This is a genomic window from Seohaeicola sp. (genome assembly GCF_048006315.1).
Classification (GTDB): domain Bacteria; phylum Pseudomonadota; class Alphaproteobacteria; order Rhodobacterales; family Rhodobacteraceae; genus Seohaeicola.
Map to the genome: position 1 here is coordinate 103,251 of NZ_CP180350.1, position 17,227 is coordinate 120,477.

Genomic DNA, 17,227 nt, shown 5'->3' on the forward strand with positions numbered 1-17,227 from the left:
AAAGTTGATCCCAACGGGACGATTTGCGCCAGATGGTATGGTTCTTGAAGGGTGATAGTGGGCCCAACCCGTTAAAAAAGGTGGAATAAATGGAACTCGGTTCACTGATTGGCCTTATCGGTGCAATTGGCATGATCGTCGGCGCCATGCTTTCGGGCGGGGGCATCGGGCCCTTCATCGATGTGCCTTCGATCTTGATCGTCTTTGGCGGCACCTTTTTCGCAGCGATGTATACAGCGCCGCTTGGAACTTACCTTGGCAGCTTTGGCGCGATGGCCAAGGCATTTTTGCCGCCCATCAAAAAGATGGATCAGCTGATCACTCGTATGGTTGAGCTCGCCGCGGTTGCGCGCAAAGACGGGATGATGGCCCTCGAAGGCCAGCAGGTTCCAGATAAATTCTTTGAAAAGGGTTTGCAAATGCTGGTGGACGGGGCCGACGAGAACAAGCTCGTAAGCCAGCTGACCCAAGAAATCAAATCCATGAAGGCGCGTCATGAAGCCAATCAAGGCGTGGTCAAGGCGTGGATCGATATCGCCCCTGCGATGGGGATGATCGGCACGCTGATCGGGCTTGTTTTGATGTTGGGCAACATGGCCGACCCGAAAGCGATCGGTCCGGCGATGGCGGTGGCCTTGTTGACGACGATGTATGGCGCGTTTCTTGCCAATGTGATCTTCATGCCGATGTTGACCAAGCTAGAGGGCTTCACGGCCTATGAAATACGCTACCGCGAAATGGTGATCACTGGGCTTCGCGGCATCGCGCGCAGCGAAAGCCCGCGCAACATCCAAGATCAGATGGCGGCGAATTTGCCACCGAAGTTGCAGGCAAAGCTGGACGCGGCCTGACATCTGGGCATGCGGCACGCGGGGAGTTGAGCCATGGCCGAAGCAATCGAAGCGGTTGAAGAACCGGAAGAAGAGGAATGCCCAAAGTGTCCGCCCCCCGGGGCGCCCGCGTGGATGGCGACCTTTGCGGACATGGCCACGCTGTTGATGGCGTTCTTCGTGCTCATCTTGTCATTTGCCGAATTCAACACCCCGAAATTCAAGCAGATTTCTGGCTCCTTGCAGAACGCCTTTGGTGTGCAGCGTGAAATCCCCGTGGTTGAACAGCCAAAGGGCACGACCGTGATTTCGATGGAATTCAGCCCCTCGCCAAGCCCGTCGGTCACCGACGAGATGACCCAAGACACGACTGAACATGAACGGCCCGAGCTTGAGATCAAAACCGATGAGGATGAGGCCCCCGAAGGCGGCGATCGGGGTGTCGATGGCACCACCGAAGGGTCGGGCGGTGAACAAGACACGGCGCCGGACGGGCAGTCGGGCGCACAAGCCGACACCATGGATGGCGCCGAGCTGGCCCAGGCGCTGCAACAGGCCATTCAGTCCGGCGAAGTTTCGGTCGAGATGGCTGGCGAGAACGTAGTGATCAATTTCCCGTCCGAAGATACCGAGCAAAAAGACCTTCCCAGCCTGATCGAAGAAACCCTCGCCGCCCTTGCCGAAGCGCGCCAAGCCAGTGGCAAGGCCGACAGCGAGGTGCTGTTTGGCGGTATTGAGCAGCAATTGGCCGAGCTTGCCGCCGCCGCGCGCCAGCCCGAAACCAGCCTTGGTCAAGCCGAGCTGGAGCGCCTTGAACAACAGATGGCCGAAGCTCAGGAAAGTGCCGACAAGGCCGCCATCGCTAGGGATTTGTTGACCGTCGCCTTGCGCCAAGAGCTGGGCGAGGGGTTGGTTGAAGTTGAGCAGCAAGAGGACAAGGTGCTGATCACCGTCGGGGCAGGAGGGGCTTTCCCCTCTGGTTCGGCTGATCTGACCTCGGCCGCGCTTGATATCATGAGCCGCATCGCCTTTACCTCTATGGGCGAGTCCAGCACCATCGTGGTGGCAGGCCATACCGACAATGTGCCGATCCGGGGCGGGGTCTTCCGCGACAATTGGGATTTGGCGGCTGCCCGCGCCGCAAGCGTTGTGCAGGCCATCGAGGCTACGGGGCTGGTGCAGCCGGGCCGGATGCAAGCCGTAAGCTACGGTGAAACCCAACCCGTCGACAGCAATGACACAGCCGACGGCCGCGAACGCAATCGCCGGATCGAGATCTCGATCGAATATTGATTGCGCCAAAGCGGTAAACGCAGGCCGCAGCCTGTCGTTAATGTATGGGACACGACGAAAGGAAAACGGCGGATGACCGTAGATTATCTCAGCGCGCTCAACAGCAAGGGATCGGGGCTGAACATCACTCAGCTTGTCGAGAGCTTGACCGCCGCCGAGGTCGAACCCAAGCGCGCGCAGATATCGACGCGCATGGAAAAAATTGAATTGTCGATTTCTGAAATGGGCAAGCTGCGCGCAGGCATGGAAAGCTTGCGCAACACCATGGCCATCGGCTCGGCGGGCCTTGCCTTTGACGTGGCCTCTTCCTCTGCTGCGGTATCGGTGGCGATTTCCGATCTGACCGCGCTTGAAAATCGCACGGCATCGGTTGAGGTAACAGCGCTTGCGCAGGGCCAGGTTCTGGAATTTACTGGCTTCAACAGCGAGGACGCGCCCCTTGGTGCGGGCAGCTTGCGTGTGGATTTCGGCAGCTGGGATGCGGGCAATTTCACCATCTCTGATCGCGCGCCGGTGACGGTCACACTCACGAATGACAAGCAGGGGCTGAGCGATCTGGCCGCGCAACTCTCGACGATCACGGGGGTGAAGGCGCAGGTCATCGACAAGGGCAATAACAACTATTCCTTGGCCGTGATGACCGAGACAGGCGCACAAAATGCGCTTCGGCTGACCTCGACAGATTTGCCGCAATTGGACACAACCGATGGTTCGAACGAGGTTGTCGCCGCGCGCGATGCGGCCCTCAGCGTTGATGGGGTTGCGGTCACGCGAAGGTCCAATACCATCGACGATCTTTTGCCGGGGCTCAGTTTAACGCTGAACGCAACCACGGCCAGCCCAGCCAAGGTGGTTGCCCTTGAAGACCCCGATCTGGCCGAGGCAGAGCTGCGCGCCTTTGTCGATGCGATCAACGCGACACAATCGATCCTGCGGGAGGCAACCACGCGCGGTATCAACGGCGCCCAAAGCGGACCGCTTGCCGCCGACCCCGCGGTTGCCGCCTTGTCGCGCAACCTTGTCGCCTTAACCACAACGCCGCTTGAAGGCTTTGGCGATACGCCGGTTTTTTTATCAAATCTTGGTGTCCGAACCGAGCGGGATGGTTCGCTGTCTGTCAACACCGCCGATTTCCAAGCCGCCATGGCGCGCGATCCAGCCCTATACCGGGCTGTTTTCCAATCCCTGACAACAACCTCGTCGCCGGGCGTGTCGGTGAGGGGCGCGGGCTTTGGCGATCCGCCCGCGGGGGCCTTTACCTTTGAACAAACCGCCGCTGATGCCGCAACCTTGAATGGCGAGCCGCTGATCGCGCGAACGGTCGACGGGGTGCGCGAATTTTACAAGATCACCGGCGAATTCGGCGGTGTAACTTTGCGGGTGACAGACCCGGCGCCAAGCACGGCAACGGTCTATTTCGGGGAAAGCCTGATCGACCGTTTGCGCAATTTCGTGGATGACAGCCTTGCCGCCAACAGCGACATCGCCCTGCGCACCACCCGGTTCGAACAAGACGTCCGCGAGCACGAAGATATGATCGAGGAGCTGTCTCTTAGCGAAAGCCGCATAAACGAGCGCTACATGGCAAAATTTGGGGCCATGGAATCCATTGTCACCCAGCTGAAAAGCACTGGCGACTATCTGACCTCGATGCTGGAAGCGTGGAACAATTCGCGCGACTGAGTTTGCCGGCACTCAGCCTGCATTTGGTCTTTCGATCATAAGTTTCTTCATTTTTTCGATCAAGGTGGTGCGGCGCAGCTTCAAGGCGTCTGCGGCATGGCTGACCAGACCGGATTTGGCTGTCAGCGCCGCCTCGATCAAAACAACCTCAACATCGCGGACGAAACGGCGCAGATCGATTTCGTCGTGATGCAAGAACCAGTTGCGGAAATCCTCCGGCGCTGGTGGCGAGGCGCGCAGCTGTGCGTCGATGGGTTCCGAAATAGTGTTGTCAAAGATCGCTGCCGCCTCCCATAGGGCGTCAAGCTCGATCTTCGGGCTTGGTCCGGGCAGGCGCAGCCGCAACAGGTTTTCGGTCACATGCTCTCCAGAAATCTCGCGGCCTGCGAAAAGCACGAAAGCGCGCTCAAGCACATTGCGCAATTCCCGCACATTGCCCGGCCATCCATGCGCCTTAAGCGCCTCGATGGCCGAGGGCGTAAAGCGCGGGGCAAGCGCCTCAGGCTGCCGATCAAGATAGGCCGCGATCATCGCATCGAGCAGGGCGGGGATATCGTCGCTGCGTTGGGACAATGGCGGCACTTCGATTGGAAAGGCCGCCAGTCGATAATACAGATCCGCGCGAAAGCGGCCATCTTCGACCATTGCTTCGACATTTTTGTGTGTGGCGCAGATCAGCCGCAGGTCAAGCTTGATCTCACGCGCGCCGCCTATTTTTTGGACGCAATGGTTCTCAAGCGTCCGCAGCAATTTGGATTGCAGCGCAAGCGGCATATCGCCCACTTCATCAAGAAACAGCGTGCCACCATTCGACATTTCGAACCGGCCTGCCCGCGCCCGATCGGCCCCGGTAAAGGCACCTTTTTCATAGCCGAACAATTCGGATTCCAAAAGTTCCGCCGGAATAGCGGCACAGTTGATCGCGACGAATGGCCCAGAGCGTTGGCTTTTACGGTGAATATCTTGCGCAACGATGTCTTTGCCGACACCGGTTTCGCCAGTCAATATCACGGGGGCCAAAGATGGGGCCACGACTGCCACCAGCTTTTGCAGCTCGACCATGCAGGCCGACATGCCCACGATAAGACTTGATGATTTGTCCGCGTCAGCATTGGACGAACGCTTTACGTCAACATCGGAGGATGCCGATGTATCTCTTACTACATTTTCCAATATCATCCTGCCTCGCTGCCCCTGCTATTTGCGTTTTCCACGATACCGTTACCATTCGGGAGAAAACGAAATCTGTCGCTACAGCGGTAAGTGCCCTCACGTCATCATATCAGGAACGCGTGGGCGCTGCGAATTACGGAGTGTGAAATTTTTTTGCAAAAGAGTCAGTTGAAATAATTTTGGTCTATTTTTTTTTCTAAAAGATGATAACAATACTTAAGGTTAGAAATTTACGATTAGGGGATAAAAATTTCTCTTTTAAGGGTCAGTCAAAGATGTGGTGTCCGCCCGGATAGCTCCGGTTTATTTGCGGAGGGTGCCAACTGAATGATCGGCATGTCATGCTTGAAGCCACGCCGTAACGCTACTGTAAACATGGGCACGACGGTGTTCGCGCGTCATGATCTCGTGGGTGGATCGTGCGGCTGCCCGGCTGGTAAGGTTGGCGCAATCAGGCGGTTCAAACGGATCACTTCCGCCTCTGGGGAGTCGCCCGTCTCTGTTGCGTGCTGTACCGAGCGTCTTTGGCCCGATCTGAGAGGGGTGCCAAAATGTAGGCACGACCCATCACGTTGACACGATACCATTTCTTTAAGGTCTGCGGTGGAACCCGGCAAGAGCAACTCGACCTTATCCTTCCTTCTGGTTTGATTGGATCGGATATTCACGCGGCTTCGCGGGTGTAGGATGTGACGATGCCGCCAAGCTGGCGTTTGCGGCGGATTGGTCCGTCACGGGTTGGCCGGAAATCGACTTGTAGCACGTTGTTGCCGATGTCCCGTCCGCGATGCGGGCGCTCGACATTGTAGTGGCGTACCCAAGTCTGCACGATGTAATCGAGCTGGGATCGGCTGAAGCAGACGAAGAAATCGAGGCATTCGCGCTTGATCGTGCCGATGAAGGATTCTGCGAAGGTATTTGCATCGGGCGCCCTGTGAGGGATCTGGATGACCCGAGCGCCCTCTGACACCCAGACGGTATCGAAGCTGTCGCTGAACTTGGTGTCGGCATCGCGGATCAGAAACTCCGGCGTGATCCCTTGTTCAGCGCACCACATCAAAGTGTTGCGGGCCTGCTGGGTCACCCATGCCGAGTCAGGGGCATAGGTCGGGGCGGTGCAGAATACCCGGCGGCTGCCGAGATGGATGAACATCAGCACATAAGCCGTCCTTGGCCCGCGTAACGTAAACACGGTCTTTGAAAAGAAGTCGCAGGCAACCATGGTTTCCATGTGTGCCCGGATGAAGGTGGTCCACGGCAGGGCCGGCTTCTTCTTGCCCCTCTCTGGGCTCGGGTGGATGCCTGCCTCGTTCAGGATGCGCTTGACGGAATTGGCACCGGCATAGAGCCCCAGTTTTTTCAACTCGCCAGCGATCCGCTTGTAGCCCCAGAGGAAGTTCTCAGACCCGATGCGGATGACGACGTCGCGCAACTCTTGCGTCAAACGCGGCCGCCCTACGGACTGAAAACGGCAGCCACCGCGCATCTTGGCAAGCCAGCGCTTGTAGGTCGCGGGCTTGGCGACTTCCATGAGCCCGTCGATTTCGTGACCGAACTCCGCTCCAATGCGAATGAGTTCGGCTTTCTCTGCGGGCGACAGGATGATCCTTTGCGTCGGGATGCGAGCCCGCAAGATCGCGATCTGGGCCTTCAGCAGTCTCAGTTGCGCATTGTGCCGCGGCATGAAGAACTGGTTCAGGAAGACCAGAAGAAGGGATAAGGTCGAATTCATCTTGCCGGGCTCCCCTGCGGTGTTTAAAAAAATGCTGCTATGTCAAGGTGATGTGGCTTTCTTACATTTTGGCACCCCGCTCAGGGAAGCCAAAAACGCCGGAGCCAGCTGATGGCCGCCAACAAGCTGGGGCAGGGGACCTGTCGAGGTTTTGCCAGCATGAAGAGCCGCGCGAATGCGATCTGGAAAGCCGCAGAGCAGCGCAATGATACCTCTCCCCCAAGATAATTGAGCACATTTGGCTGCCAGACTCTCCTGGGCCGAATGGCCCACGCGCACAAACTCTAATCAATTATTTCAATGGGTTAGGGCAAGAGAGAGTTGGGTGCCAGACCCGCTCCCTCCGACCGATGCAAACCGCTGCCGAAGCGATCTTGACAGAGCTGCGCAACTGCCCACCTGCGCCGGGCTTTGCCGCGGTCGAGATCCCCGGTGAACGCGAACGCAACCATCATCAAGCTGCGCACGAATTGATCCATGTGCCCGAGGAAACATGGGACCAGATTGTTGCACTGGCGGCGCAGTCGGCCACACCGCTTGCCGACGAAGCCTCAGGAAAGATATCATAAATCTTGTGCGCCGCCGCGATGGATGATTGACTTGGTCACGATCATTTGGGGCTGCATCGATGGCTGAGACTGTTTCGTTGGTGTTGTCAGAGCAAACCGACTTGAGACGGGCAGGGCGGTTGCATAACTTCGCCGGATGATAAAACGCTCTCCATTCCGCTACTTCAAAACGAGCCCTGATGTCATCCGCCTGGCGGTGATGTTGTACATCCGGTTTCCGCTTTCATTAAGAAACGTCGAAGATCTGCTGCACGAACGGGGCATCGACGTGAGCCATGAAGCTGTGCGGTATTGGTGGCATCGGTTCGGCCCGATGTTCGCGGCCGAGATCCGAAAGCGCCGGATTTCCGGAATGAAATCCAGCCGTTGGCGGTGGCATCTGGACGAGGTCTTCGTGAAGATCAACGGTGAGCGGCACTACCTCTGGCGGGCCGTGGATCACGAAGGCGAGGTCTTAGAAAGCTTTGTGACGAAGACGCGTGATAAGGCGGCGGCGTTGAAATTCCTAAGGAAAGCAATGCGTAAGCATGGTCGCCCGGAGGTTATCGTCACGGACAGGCTTCGACCGTATGGCGCGGCGCTGAAGGAACTCGGTGCAGCAGATCTCCAGGAAACCGGTCGGTGGACGAACAACAGGGCAGAGAATTCGCACTTGCCGTTTCGACGACGGGAGAGGGCGATGTTGCGGTTCAGGCGCATGCGAAGTTTACAGAAATTCGCCGCCGTCCACGCCTCTGTTTCGAACCACTTCAATCAGGAACGCAGTCTCTCAAGTCGACCTAGTTTCAAACTGAACCGCGCCGCCGCTCTCGCCGAGTGGCGCGGTCTTTGCGCGGCGTAAGGACAGCGTCACTGTCCAAGCAGAGACTAGTTCGAATTAGTCTGGCAGCACCAATCGCTGGTCTCGCCTGCGCTCATGAAGAAGCTGATCGGGCGGCCGTTTTCATCTGTGACGGCATGCAATTTGGTGTTCATGCCACCCTTGGTTCGGCCAATCAGGTGACCGCGCCCCCCTTCTTCAACCCAAGGCTTGAAGCCGTGCGGTGTGCTTTGAGATAGGTCGCGTCGATCATCACCGTCTTCGGAACTGTCGCCTCAGAGGCCAACCCTCCCATCATCCTGGCGAAGACGCCCCGTTCGTGGCCTCTCTCGAACCGGTGGCGTTCAGCCACTCACCCCCACCGCTTCCATCGGTTGTAGAGGGTCTTCGCCGGTCCGTATTCCTTCGGCGCGTCGGACCACCGCAAGCCATTGCGATTGATGAATATTATTCCACTCAAAACGCGCCTGTCATCCACGCGCGGCTTGCCATGGCTCTTTGGAAAGAACGGTCGAAGCCGCGCCATTGGTTCGTCCGTCAGCCAGTAAAGATTGCTATTCATGCCCCCAAAATTTGGGAGTGTGACTCATGCAAGCTTGACAACCTCAAGTGGGCCAATGGATCTGGAGCCTAGAAAACTCAGAGCGCGAGTTCAGGCGCGATCAGGTTTTGTTGGGCTGCTTGACTTGGTTCAATTGGCGCCAACGCCTTGACCCTAGCCGTGCGTGAAATACGCCAGCGATCGGCGCAGATCATCGCCCTTGTACCCGCGTCCGATGAAAACGATCTGGTTCTGGCGATGGGCTGCCTCGGGTGGAAGTAGTTCGGGCGGCTGGACGGACTTGCGCACCGCCTGCAGCAGCAATGGACCGGCTGGGGTTTCAAAGACGCCCTTGACGCGGACCAGGTCATCGCCGCGCGCATAGAGAAGGGCCGAGAGCCAGACGGAAAACGTTGCCCAGTCCACATCGTCGGGAATGTCGATTTTCGTGGGCTGGATCGGTGCGCCGCCATCCGCCAGCCGTGGCAGATCATAGGGGGGCACGACGGGCAGGTCGGGCAGGCTGAAGGGCTGACCTTTCACGGCCGCCTCGACCGAGGCACCCGGATTGAGGTGGCGCACGGTCGCGACAACGGTAGCAAGCACTGTGTCTGGAACGGCGTCGACCTTGGTCAGGATGATCCTGTCCGCGGCTTCGATCTGGGCCCGCCCAAGATATTCGGTGCGCAACTGTTCGGCGGCGTTCATGGCATCCACGAGCACGATGATCTCGGCCACGCGGATATGATGCACCAGCACGCTGTCCTGGCGGATGGTGTCGAGAATGGCTGCCGGATCGGCAAGGCCGCTGGTTTCAAGAACGATCTGGCCCGCGTCGCGTTCCTCAGGGCGCTGGCGGCTGCGCAGGTCGCACAGGTTGCGCAGGGCGGCGACAAGATCATCCTTGCCCGTGCAGCAGGCGCAGCCGCCTGACAGCATTGTCAGGCCCGCGGCTTGTGACGACAGCAGCGTATCGTCCACCGGCGTTTCAGCCGCTTCATTCACAAGAATATGCGCCTTGCCGAAGGCGCCCTCGAAAAGCTGGTGGCGCAGCCATGTCGTCTTGCCGGATCCCAGGTAGCCGCCAAGAATCGTCAGCCGCAGGCGACCATCGTCAGGCGCGGGCGTCATGTGGCGGGGTCGGCCTGGGCTGTGAACCGCGGGTCGAGCGGGTCGATCGGATGGCCCAGTTGTCGCGCGGCTTCCTGCCAGACTGCTTCCAGGTCGGGCAGGATCGTCGTACGACCGGAAAAGGAAGACAGCGCAAAGCCGGGCGCGTGTCCGGGGGGGCGCGCAGTGAATCCATAGCCCTTGAGAAGTTTGTTCAGAACCTGGGCCCGGCGCAATTGCAGGCGCAATCTGTCGCCCGCATTATCCGCGCCGGCATCGGTCCAGTGGCCGGGACGTGTCGGGAACCCGCATGCGTTGCACATCTGACAACCTCGTCCTGTGGCAGAGGGGCAGCGCGCTGGCGCTGCCCCCTTTGCCGGTTCAGATCACTTCGGGGCGCTTGTCGCTGTCGAAGGGGAAGCGCTTGCGGAAGTCATCCGCGATGGTGTTGAAATCCACCCATTCGACGCCCGAATGGCCGTTGATATAGTCGATCAGACGCTCCAGCATCAGCAGAACCTGCGGACGGCCGGCGACGTCGGGGTGAATGGTGATCGGGAACACACCGTAGTCCATCTCGCGGTAGACCCAGTCGAACTGGTCCTTCCACATCTGCTCAATATCGCGCGGGCTGACAAAGCCGTGGCTATTGGGGGCGTTCTTGATGAACATCATCGGCGGCAGGTCGTCGACATACCAGTTCGCGCCGATATCGACGAGGTCGATCTCCTTGCCGTGCTTGAGCGGATGCATCCATTCCCCGGCGGTCTTGGAATAGTCGATCACATTCCATTCGTCGCCGACGCGGGCGTAGAACGGCTGGAAGTCACGGTAGCTTTGGCTGTGGTCGTAGGAAAAGCCGTATTTGCCCAGCAGGGACGCGGTCACGTTGGACATTTCCCACCAGGGCGCAACATAGCCCTTTGGCGCTTCGCCGGTCAGTTTCTTGATCAGTTCGATGGACTTGACCAGAACATCTTCCTCCTGCGAGGGGGTCATGGCCACCGGGTTCTCGTGCAGATAGCCATGTGCGCCGATCTCGTGGCCTGCCTCGACGATCATGTCCATTTCTTTCGGGAACGTCTCGAGGGAATGGCCGGGGATGAAGAAGGACGTCCGCATCTCGTATTTCTTGAACAGGCGCAGCAGGCGCGGCACGCCGACTTCGGTCGCGAAGATGCCGCGCTGGATGTCGTTGGGTGAATCGCCACCACCATAGGAGCCAATCTGGCCCGCGACAGAGTCGATATCGGTGCCGAAGGCACAGTAGATTTTCTTGGTCATTTTGGTCTCCTCTTCGTTGTGTCAGTCGGTGTCGGGGCGGCGCTAGCCGCGGATGATCTCTTCGCAGCCAAGGGCTGCGCATAGCAGGGCTGTGTCTTGACCGGTCGGTGCCGACAGCAGGAAGCCTGTCGGCATGCCATCGGCATCGGTGCCGTTGGGAATGGAAACGCCGCACCAATCCAGGAAGTTGCCCAAGGAGGTGTTGCGCAGTGTCAGGCCGTTGTGGTGAAAGAAGACCTCCTGATCTGCTTCCAGCGGGCCTATTTCCATCGCGGTGGTGGCGGTGGTCGGGCAAAGCACGATCGAGGCGCCGATCCGGGCCGCGGTCGACGCCATGGTGCGCACCCTGGCCTGTTGCAGCATCAATATGTCGACCGCGCTCATGCTTTCGGCCAGTCTGATGCGCCGCACGACGCGGGCATCCATCTGTGCGGCGGCAGGACCGTGCACCCGATCCTGGTGGACCACCAGCGCCTCCGCACCGGCCAGAAAACCGTGCTGTGCAATGAGTTCGGTAAGTTCAGACAATTCGGGCAGCGAGATGCGCGTAATCCGCGCCCCAGCGGCTTCGAGCCTTGCCACGGTGGCGTCGAAATTGGCTGCAACCGAAGGCGCAAGCCCATCCAGCAGGATCTCGTCAGGGATGACGAAGGACAATGTGTCGGGTCGCGCGGCCTGCGCCTCGGGGGTGTCCTTTCCGCGCAACACCGCGTCGAACAGCGCGCAATCGGCGACCGTGTGGGCCAGTGGGCCAATCGTGTCGAGGGATCTGGCAAGGGGATAGACGCCGCCCATCGGATAGCATCCTGCCGAGGTCTTGTAACCCACCACGCCGTTGAAAGAGGCCGGTATGCGGACCGAGCCCCCGGTGTCCGATCCCATCGAGATCGGGACGATGCCTGCGGAGACGACCACGCCCGAGGCTGAGGATGATCCGCCGGGGCTGCGTCGTTGCCCGGCCGGCGCATGGACGTTGCGCGGCGTGCCGTAATGCGGGTTCAGGCCGATGCCGGAATAGGCGAATTCCGTCATGTTCACCGTGCCTGTCGTGATCATGCCGGCCCTATGGGCCGTCGCGATGACTGGCGCGTCGGCGGTCGCGGGTGGGTCTGTCCTGGTGACCGTGGCCCCGGCAGTGGTGATGCGACCTTTCAGGTCGAAAAGATCCTTCCATGCCACGGGAACACCGTCCAGCGGGCTGGCGGGCAACCCGGACTTGAACCGCAGGCGGGAGGCCTGTGCCTCTGCCATCGCCCTGTCACGGGTGGTTTCGATGTAGATCGCGTCGTCGGCGTGACGCTCCAGCCGATCATAGACCTCTTCGGTCAAGGTGACCGGATCGAGTTTCCCCGATCGCAGACCTTCAGATATTGCCTGTGCCGTGATGTGCGACATCGAATTTCCCCTAGTGGTCGATCACGGTGGCATTTGCGGATTTCCACGCGACAAACGCGCGCCCTCCTGCCTTCAGTCGATCGCGGTACTTGTCCACATGTCCTTCGACATTGATCTTCCTGCCGTCGACGAAGCTGACGATCATGTGCATGATATGCCCCACGATCTGCAGCCTTTCGATGGTGCAGGGGATGGTGTTCGAGCCAAAGTTTGCGCGCATCTCGTCTTCGGGTACATCGGCGGGAACCAGGTCCACCGCCTCGGCGGGCAGTATGATGCTCATTTCGCGGCCATCATGGGCGTCGATCCCGGCACGGTTCGCGCCACCCAGTATGCCGAAAGCCGTTTCCAGTATGACATTGCCATCCTCGCGTGCCTTGACGGTTCCCGGCAGGATCGTGTTCGAGCCGATGAAACGGGCGACGAACTGGCTGCTGGGCCGGGTGTAAAGTTCGCGCGGGGGGCTGACCTGTTCGATGCGGCCGGCGTTCATCACCACGATGCGGTCGGATAGGGCCAGGGCTTCGGACTGAGCGTGCGTCACGAAAACGAAGGTGATCCCGAGATCGCGCTGCAGAAGTTTCAATTCGTTCTGGATGCTTTTTCGCAGGTTCGCGTCGAGCGCGCCAAGGGGTTCGTCCAGCAGCAGGATGTCCGGTTCGACGACCAGAGAACGGGCCAGCGCGATGCGCTGGCGCTGTCCCCCCGACAGGCGCGCGGTGGGCATTTCGGCAATCCCGCTCAGGCCAAGCTTGTCGAGGATCTGGTCAACCTTTCGGTTGGCCTCTGCGCGCGGCATGTTCTTGACCTCAAGGCCGAAGAGCACGTTCTGGCGCACATTCATATGCGGGAAAAGCGCGTAGTTCTGAAAGATCATCGAGGTGGGGCGCTTCTCGGGGAGTTGGTCGTTCACGCGTTTGCCGCGGATCATCAGATCGCCCGATGTGACCGTCTCGAACCCGGAAATCATCCGCAGGGTCGTCGATTTGCCACAGCCGGAAGGTCCCAGGAATGCAATGAATTCCCCTTTCTCGACGTCCAGGTTGAAGTCGATGACGGCCGGTGTTCCATTGTCATAGGTCTTGTAGACGTTTGTGAGCTGAAGATCGTAGGCCAAGGGAAATGCGTCCTGTTCCTGGGAAAAGGGAAGGGGTGGTTCAGCCGGGCGGGCCGGCTGAACCAATGTCGACTTACGCAGAGAGGAACTCGTCCCACTTCTGGATCAGCAGGTCGTATTCATCCGGCCACTGGTGCCAGTAGGCCACGTTTGCTGCGCGCTCTTCCAGCGAGCCGCCGTCGCGCAGATCGCCTTCCTTGATGCCACGCTCGGTCGCGCCGACCCATGGCTTGCCCTCGTACCAGAAGGCGTACTTGTCGGGATCCATCACGTTCTTCACGTTCGTGGTGGGCGAGTAGTAGCCCTGCTCGGACACGGCGATGGCGGGCGGACCGGACAACCAGTAGTCGGCATAGGCCGCAACCGCTTCGAGGTTCGGCGAGGTCTTGAGCGGGGAAATCCCGATCGACCAGCCGCGATAGCCGCTCTTCATCGTGGCATAGGAGCATTCGACCCCCTGCGCCTTGACGGCCATCACTGCAGGCTGCCATGCGTCCGCAATGACCATCTCGCCCGAGGCCAGCAGGTTCACCAGTTCGCCGAAGTCACCCCAAAGCGCACGGAACTGCCCTTCTTTCTTCTTGGAAATCAGGAATTTGGCGGCTTCTTCGATTGAGGCTGCATCCGGGTTTCCGGGGTTGGCCACGTCCAGAAGGCCCAGTTCGTTCATCGCCAGAACGGCCTGGCCGAAGGCGATCAGCGGGTCCACGTTCAGACCTGTCTTGCCCTTGAACTTGGGGTCGAACAGCGAAGACCAGTTGGAGGCTTCTTCCGCATCCACCAGATCGGGACGATAGCCGATGGAGTCGTAGTTGTAGACCGTCGGCACCATGTTCAGGCGCGTCTGGCTTTCGTCTTCCCAGATCTGGCCGACGATCTGCTGGTTCAGCGCCCAGCGGTCCGACGGTTTAGTGAAGGTTTCACGAATGCCGGCCCAGTTTTTCAGATCAGCAGCAGCGACGGGCGCCAGCTTGTCCGTGGCAACCATTGCGGCAAGACGTTCGCCGATGATTTCCCAGCAATCGTAGGCGTCCGAACCGGACAGGATCTCGGTTTGCGTGTTGGGGAAGATGTCCGCCTTGCCATTGACCGAGCCGACACCGGACTTTTCCTTGAAGTCGTTGAGGATACGTTCCTGAACGGTCACCGACAGACCCACGGTCCGCAACTCCTGGCTGCCCAGGTTCGCGGCAAAGGCCTGCTGTGCGCCAAGGAATGGCATGCCGCCAGCCGCCAGCGCGGCGCCGCCCGCAGTGGTCTTTAGAAAGTTACGCCTTGAGAAATTTGAGTGTGTCACTTGTCTTCTCCTTGTTGAGGTCGTTTCGTCCTTGATGTTTGGGAAGGTTGCCCTTCCTTGCGTGTTCAGTAGCGCCCGACCATAAGCCCACCGTCCACGGTAATGACCTGACCCGTCAGATACCTTGCGGAGTCCGACGCGAGGAATGCGACGACATCCGCGATGTCATCCGGTAGCCCGATGCGGCCCAGTGGCACGATATCGCCGACTGTCTTGGCGCCCTCGGGTCCAAGGGAGTGTTTCTCGGACAAAAGCTGTGCGGTGCGGATGTATCCCGGCGCCACGCCGTTTACCCGCACGCCATTGCGGCCTAATTCGACAGCAAGGCCGCGCACCAGGCCGACCACGCCGGCCTTGGCGGAGGAGTAGTGCACATGTTCGTCCCAACCATAGGCGACACCCATGATCGACGACAGGCAGATGATCGTGCCGCTGCCGCGGGCCTTCATGCCTGGCGCAGCTGGCCGGATGACGCGCAGCATACCCTTGAGATCGATGTCGAATGTATGATCCCATTTTTCATCGGTCAGCTGTTCAAGCGGGACACGATGCGCGATCCCTGCATTGGCAACGATCGTGTCGATCCTGCCGAAACGGGTTTCGATATCCTTGACGACGGCATTGGCACGATCGGTGTCTCGCACGTCGAGATGCTGAAACTCCGCCTCGCCCCCGGCCTTGCGGATTTCCTGCACAACGCTGCGGCCATCGTCCTCAAGAACGTCGGTGACCACAACATGATCACCACGCGCCGCAAGGGCCTTGGCGGTGGCGCGCCCGATGCCGATCCCGGCACCCGTGATCAGTGCAACTGATGTCATAGCATTACGTCTCCCGAATTTGGTGACAGGGTCTGGCCCACATAGATGCGCGCCGCGTCTGAACACAGAAATGCAACGGTTTCGGCGACATCTTCGGGCTCTCCGAAGTGGCCCAGCGGCAGCTCTGCCGCCTTTGCAGCGCGCCACTCCTGCGACAGTGCACGCACCAGCGGCGTGTTGATCGGGCCTGGCGCGACCGCGTTGACCCGCACGCCCTGTTTCGACACCTCGCGGGCCAGCGCCTTGGTCATGCCGATGATGCCTGCCTTCGCGGCGGAGTAGTGGACCAGTTCCACCCCCCCGATCTGGCCGAGTTGGGATGCCATGTTCACCACGCATCCGGATTTCCGGGCAATCATGTGGGGCAGGACCGCGCGAGTGCACAGGAACGTGCCGCGCATATGGACCGCGATCATGCGATCGAAATCGGCAGGTTCCAGATCGACAAATCGAGACTGGTGCACGTGGCCTGCGTTGTTGACCAGATGGGTCGGGGCCCCGAATGCGGCGATGCAGACCTCGAGCATGCGGGCCACATCTGCCTCTTGTGACACATCGCCCTGTACCGGCAGGCCGCCGATCCTTTCAGCAGCCTCTTTCGCGGACTGCTCGTTGTAGTCATTGACGACCACGTTGTAGCCCAGCCCTGCAAGCTTGGTGGCAACGGCAAGGCCGATACCCGATCCCGCGCCTGTGACGATGACCGTATTCATGCGATGTCTTCCTGCATGGCCATTTTCTTTGCCCGCCGTACGCTCAGGCCCATGAGGATCCCGTAGACCGACAGCAGCGCGAAGGAGAACAGGGTCGTCATCACGCCGAAGGCAAAGATGTTCGGGTGGATCTCGACCGAGAAGGTGCCATAGATCGCCAGCGGCAATGTCTGATCGCGGCCAGAGGCGAACAGCGTGCGCGGGAATTCGTCGAAGCTGAGGGTGAAGGCAAACAGCATTGCCGACAGGACCCCCGGAAAGATCAGCGGGAAGGTCACCTTGCGAAATGTCGTGATGGGCGAGACACCCAGCGACCAGGACGCTTCCTCGACAGAGCCGTCAAAGCGGTTGAGGATCGCCAGCATCACCAGAAAAGCGAAGGGGAAGGTATAGACCACATGCGCCAGGAAGGCGGTGCTCCACCAGTGACGCTCGATCCCGACGACGTTGTTGGCCAGAAGCGAGGTGCCAAGGCCGGTCAGCACGCCCGGCACCATCATGCCCAGAACGATCAGGTAGAATACGACGCCCGCGCCACGGAACCGTTTGCGGAAGGCCTGCGCGGCCATGACGCCCAGAACGGTGGCGGTGACCATGGTCATGAAGGCCAGTGTCAGCGAACGCACCAGTGCCTCACCGACGGGCAGGGGCGCGATACGCGATGGCGGGGTCAGACCGAAGAGGTGCTGATACCAGTAGGTGGACCATGAGAGGATCGGAAACTGCGGCCCGCCTTCGGGACCCTGCTGGAAGGACAGGATGCCCAGCACGATGAAGGGACCATAGAGGAACAGGATGAAAAGGCCGACATAGACGGCAAGGATGGGCTTCAGAACCTTGGATTCCATC

General features: G+C 59.7%; 16 protein-coding genes and 1 pseudogene. 5 read left to right on the plus strand and 12 right to left on the minus strand.

The annotated features are described in order from the left end of the window. Nucleotides 1–89 precede the first annotated feature (89 nt). From ACMUJL_RS00685 to fliD, 3 genes are all read left to right on the plus strand, one after another. A complete protein-coding gene (locus ACMUJL_RS00685) occupies nt 90–851 on the plus strand; it encodes a motility protein A (RefSeq protein ID WP_375571172.1) in 762 nt (253 codons plus the stop codon). Nucleotides 852–884: 33 nt separating this feature from the next. Next, nucleotides 885–2,123 carry a flagellar motor protein MotB gene (locus ACMUJL_RS00690; RefSeq protein WP_416914070.1) on the plus strand — a complete coding sequence of 413 codons (1,239 nt, stop codon included), beginning with the start codon at nt 885–887 and terminating at the stop codon, nt 2,121–2,123. Nucleotides 2,124–2,195: 72 nt separating this feature from the next. Beyond that, nucleotides 2,196–3,806 (plus strand): flagellar filament capping protein FliD, encoded by a 1,611-nt coding sequence (gene fliD / locus ACMUJL_RS00695; RefSeq protein ID WP_375571170.1) that lies wholly within the window; start codon nt 2,196–2,198, stop codon nt 3,804–3,806. A 12-nt stretch (nt 3,807–3,818) separates the two neighbouring features. On the opposite strand, the gene ACMUJL_RS00700 is transcribed toward fliD, so the two are convergent. Next, on the minus strand, nt 3,819–4,985 hold the full coding sequence (locus ACMUJL_RS00700) for a sigma-54 interaction domain-containing protein (protein WP_375571168.1): 1,167 nt from the start codon (nt 4,983–4,985) through the stop codon (nt 3,819–3,821). Nucleotides 4,986–5,643: 658 nt separating this feature from the next. After that, the gene (locus ACMUJL_RS00705) at nt 5,644–6,711 is read right to left on the minus strand and encodes an integrase core domain-containing protein (RefSeq protein WP_375571166.1); all 1,068 of its coding nucleotides are present in this window, start codon (nt 6,709–6,711) and stop codon (nt 5,644–5,646) included. 350 nt (nt 6,712–7,061) lie between these two features. Here ACMUJL_RS00705 and ACMUJL_RS00710 point away from each other — a divergent pair, with 350 nt between their 5' ends. Further along, a complete protein-coding gene (locus ACMUJL_RS00710) occupies nt 7,062–7,280 on the plus strand; it encodes a hypothetical protein (RefSeq protein ID WP_375571164.1) in 219 nt (72 codons plus the stop codon). Between the two features lie 136 nt (nt 7,281–7,416). Then, nucleotides 7,417–8,121 carry an IS6 family transposase gene (locus ACMUJL_RS00715; protein ID WP_375571162.1) on the plus strand — a complete coding sequence of 235 codons (705 nt, stop codon included), beginning with the start codon at nt 7,417–7,419 and terminating at the stop codon, nt 8,119–8,121. 50 nt (nt 8,122–8,171) lie between these two features. On the opposite strand, the pseudogene ACMUJL_RS00720 reads toward ACMUJL_RS00715, so the two are convergent. From ACMUJL_RS00720 to ACMUJL_RS00765, 10 genes and pseudogenes are all read right to left on the minus strand, one after another. Beyond that, nucleotides 8,172–8,662: pseudogene (locus tag ACMUJL_RS00720) on the minus strand (IS5 family transposase); the annotation flags it as partial. Nucleotides 8,663–8,815: 153 nt separating this feature from the next. Beyond that, the gene (locus ACMUJL_RS00725; RefSeq protein WP_375571160.1) at nt 8,816–9,772 is read right to left on the minus strand and encodes a CobW family GTP-binding protein; all 957 of its coding nucleotides are present in this window, start codon (nt 9,770–9,772) and stop codon (nt 8,816–8,818) included. Continuing rightward, complete coding sequence (locus ACMUJL_RS00730; RefSeq protein WP_068290000.1) at nt 9,769–10,074, minus strand: hypothetical protein; 306 nt, start codon at nt 10,072–10,074, stop codon at nt 9,769–9,771. Before ACMUJL_RS00730 ends, ACMUJL_RS00725 begins: the two co-directional genes overlap by 4 nt. Nucleotides 10,075–10,132: 58 nt before the next feature. Further along, nucleotides 10,133–11,035, minus strand: coding sequence for a polysaccharide deacetylase family protein (locus ACMUJL_RS00735; protein WP_375571158.1), 903 nt, complete (start codon nt 11,033–11,035; stop codon nt 10,133–10,135). A gap of 42 nt (nt 11,036–11,077) precedes the next feature. Beyond that, a complete protein-coding gene (locus tag ACMUJL_RS00740; RefSeq protein WP_375571156.1) occupies nt 11,078–12,430 on the minus strand; it encodes an amidase in 1,353 nt (450 codons plus the stop codon). A 10-nt stretch (nt 12,431–12,440) separates the two neighbouring features. Continuing rightward, nucleotides 12,441–13,547 carry an ABC transporter ATP-binding protein gene (locus ACMUJL_RS00745; RefSeq protein WP_068289993.1) on the minus strand — a complete coding sequence of 369 codons (1,107 nt, stop codon included), beginning with the start codon at nt 13,545–13,547 and terminating at the stop codon, nt 12,441–12,443. Nucleotides 13,548–13,620: 73 nt separating this feature from the next. Next, nucleotides 13,621–14,844 (minus strand): ABC transporter substrate-binding protein, encoded by a 1,224-nt coding sequence (locus tag ACMUJL_RS00750; protein ID WP_068289990.1) that lies wholly within the window; start codon nt 14,842–14,844, stop codon nt 13,621–13,623. 65 nt (nt 14,845–14,909) lie between these two features. Further along, the gene (locus tag ACMUJL_RS00755) at nt 14,910–15,665 is read right to left on the minus strand and encodes an SDR family NAD(P)-dependent oxidoreductase (RefSeq protein WP_375571153.1); all 756 of its coding nucleotides are present in this window, start codon (nt 15,663–15,665) and stop codon (nt 14,910–14,912) included. Then, on the minus strand, nt 15,662–16,378 hold the full coding sequence (locus tag ACMUJL_RS00760; protein WP_068289987.1) for an SDR family NAD(P)-dependent oxidoreductase: 717 nt from the start codon (nt 16,376–16,378) through the stop codon (nt 15,662–15,664). Before ACMUJL_RS00760 ends, ACMUJL_RS00755 begins: the two co-directional genes overlap by 4 nt. Beyond that, nucleotides 16,375–17,226 (minus strand): ABC transporter permease, encoded by an 852-nt coding sequence (locus ACMUJL_RS00765; RefSeq protein WP_068289986.1) that lies wholly within the window; start codon nt 17,224–17,226, stop codon nt 16,375–16,377. Before ACMUJL_RS00765 ends, ACMUJL_RS00760 begins: the two co-directional genes overlap by 4 nt. Nucleotide 17,227: the final 1 nt, after the last annotated feature.